1 pseudogene is annotated in these 3169 nt (G+C 52.5%); it reads left to right on the top strand.

What is annotated here, in order from left to right:
- Window positions 1-3169: pseudogene (locus tag D0S24_RS21270) on the top strand (hypothetical protein); the annotation flags it as partial.

Raw genomic sequence — 3169 nt, 5'->3', positions numbered from 1 at the left:
CCAAGCTGGCGGACAACGCGGTGCAGACCGAAAACATATTGAACGGTACTATTTTAACAGAGGATATTTCCTCAGGTGGTAACGATAAAGTTATGGTTACCGATGCGGTAGGTACCGTGGCCTGGGTAGACAAGTCGAGCTTCGATGCCATTGCGGACCAGATAACGATTACAGGTTTAGGTACGACTTTGGATCCCTTCAAGGTAGAGGACCTTTCCATCATTACAGCCAAGCTGGAAGATGGGGCTGTTACGACCATAAAATTAGATGAAGATGCCGTGACCAATGCGAAATTGGCGGACAATGCGGTTCAGACCGAAAATATATTGAACGGCACAATTTTAACAGAGGATATTTCCTCTGGAGGTAACGATAAGGTTTTGGTTACGGATGCGGTAGGTTCCGTGGCCTGGGTGGATAGATCCAGCTTCGATGCCATTGCGGACCAAGTAACCATAACAGGAATCGGTACTACTTTGGATCCTTTCAAAGTGGAGGACCTGTCCATAGTAACCGCAAAATTGGGTGCCGACGCGGTGACCAATGCCAAGTTGGCGGACGATGCGGTGCAGACCGAAAACATTTTGAACGGTACCATCCTTACCGAGGATTTGGCATCCGGAGGCAATGATAAGGTTCTGGTTACGGATGCAGTTGGGACAGTTGTTTGGGTGGACAGGTCCAGCTTCGCCGTTTTGGCGGATCAGGTAACGATTACGGGTGTGGGCACGACATTGGATCCGTTCAAGGTAGAGGATCTTTCGATAGTAAATTCCAAACTTGGCCCTGATGCGGTAACTAATTCCAAACTGGCCGACAATGCGGTTCAATTGGAGAACATTGCCGATGGTACGGCTTCAGGCCAAGTTATGCAATGGGACGGGTCCGACTGGATTCTAATAGATTTAGGTTCTGTGACGGTAACGGAAGTAGACGGCATAATAGGAAATGAAATTTTAAATGCAACAGATGGCACTTTGGTCCGTTCAGGAGCAGGAACAACGGGTAGTCCTTATACACTGGATGTATCGGCCGGTGGAATTACCAATGCAGAATTGGCGGACAACGCGGTTCAAACAGAAAACATATTAAGCGGAGGTAACGATAAAGTTTTAGTAACCGATGCGGTGGGTACCGTGGCCTGGGTGGACAAGTCGAGCTTCGACGCCATTGCCGATCAGGTAACCATAACAGGAATCGGTACTACTTTGGATCCGTTCAAGGTAGAGGACCTATCCATTGTCACGTCCAAGCTGGGAGACGGAGCGGTTACAACCGTAAAAATGGATGACGATGCGGTGACCAATGCGAAATTGGCGGACAATGCGGTTCAAACAGAAAACATATTAAGTGGCGGTAACGATAAGGTCTTGGTTACTGATGCCGTGGGTACAGTAGAATGGGTAGATAAAGTATTGCTAAATACCGATAATCAGGGAATTAGTAGTTCGGTGGTTAGTGCGAATGAATCAGTAAGTATAGTCTTGGAAAGAGGAGGTAGTACTACAATTGATATCCGTGATGCAGATGATGATCCGAATAATGAAATAGAACTGCCCGTAGGAGGAAAGGGGGGACAAGTCCTGTCTACTGATGGGTCGGGAATTTATTCTTGGATCGATCCCGATACCGGCCCACAAGGTCCAGCGGGTCCCCAAGGCCCTCCCGGTAGTGATGGCGCCACAGGAGCCCAGGGTCCAACAGGTGACACTGGAGCAACCGGTGCACAAGGTCCTACAGGAGCCACAGGGGCTCAAGGTCCGACAGGAGAAACTGGAGCAACCGGTGCGCAAGGAATACAAGGTCCGACAGGTGAGAAAGGAGATACGGGAGCCACAGGTGCCCAAGGAATACAGGGTGTAACCGGTGCTAAAGGGGATACTGGTGACACAGGAGCCCAGGGTCCAACAGGTGACACTGGAGCAACCGGTGCACAAGGTCCTACAGGAGCCACAGGGGCTCAAGGTCCGACAGGAGAAACTGGAGCAACCGGATCACAAGGAATACAAGGTGAAAAAGGTGACCAAGGAGATACCGGGGCCACTGGTGCCCAAGGTCCAACAGGAAATACTGGAGCCACTGGAGCCAAGGGAGATACAGGTGCCAAGGGAGATACTGGCGAGACCGGAGTGCAAGGTCCAACCGGTGCCCAAGGAATACAGGGTGTAACCGGAGCTAAAGGGGATATTGGTGACACAGGTGCCACCGGAGCCCAAGGAATACAGGGTGTGACTGGAGCCAAAGGAGATACAGGTGACACGGGAGCCACAGGTGCCCAAGGAATACAGGGTGTAACCGGTGCTAAAGGGGATACTGGTGACACAGGTGCCCAGGGTCCAACAGGTTACACTGGAGCAACCGGAGCCCAAGGCCCAACAGGAGCCAAGGGAGATACTGGTGATACCGGAGCAACCGGATCACAAGGAATACAAGGTCCGACAGGTGAGAAAGGAGATACAGGAGATACCGGGGCAACCGGAGCACAAGGTCCAACAGGAAATACAGGTGCCACCGGAGCCCAAGGAATACAGGGTGTGACTGGAGCAACCGGAGCCCAAGGCCCAACAGGAGCCAAGGGAGATACTGGTGATACCGGAGCAACCGGATCACAAGGAATACAAGGTGAAAAAGGTGACCAAGGAGATACCGGGGCCACTGGTGCCCAGGGTCCAACCGGAGCACAAGGTCCAACAGGAAATACAGGTGCCACCGGAGCCCAAGGAATACAGGGTGTGACTGGAGCAACCGGAGCCCAAGGCCCAACAGGAGCCAAGGGAGATACTGGTGATACCGGAGCAACCGGATCACAAGGAATACAAGGTGAAAAAGGTGACCTAGGAGATACCGGGGCCACTGGTGCCCAAGGTTCAACCGGAGCACAAGGTCCAACAGGAAATACTGGTGCCACCGGGGCCCAAGGAATACAGGGTGTAACCGGAGCTAAAGGAGATACTGGTGACACGGGAGCCACAGGTGCTCAAGGAATACAGGGTGTGACAGGAGCAACCGGAGCCCAAGGCCCAACAGGAGCCAAGGGAGATACTGGTGATACCGGAGCACAAGGTCCAACAGGAAATACAGGTGCCACCGGAGCCCAAGGAATACAGGGTGTGACTGGAGCAACCGGAGCCCAAGGCCCAACAGGAGCCAAGGGAGATACTGGTGATAC

It is taken from the genome of Arenibacter sp. P308M17, from assembly GCF_003426735.1.
Taxonomy (GTDB): domain Bacteria; phylum Bacteroidota; class Bacteroidia; order Flavobacteriales; family Flavobacteriaceae; genus Arenibacter.
The sequence above is the reverse complement of the archived record's forward strand: the minus strand, read 5'-3'. Positions and strand labels throughout refer to the sequence as shown.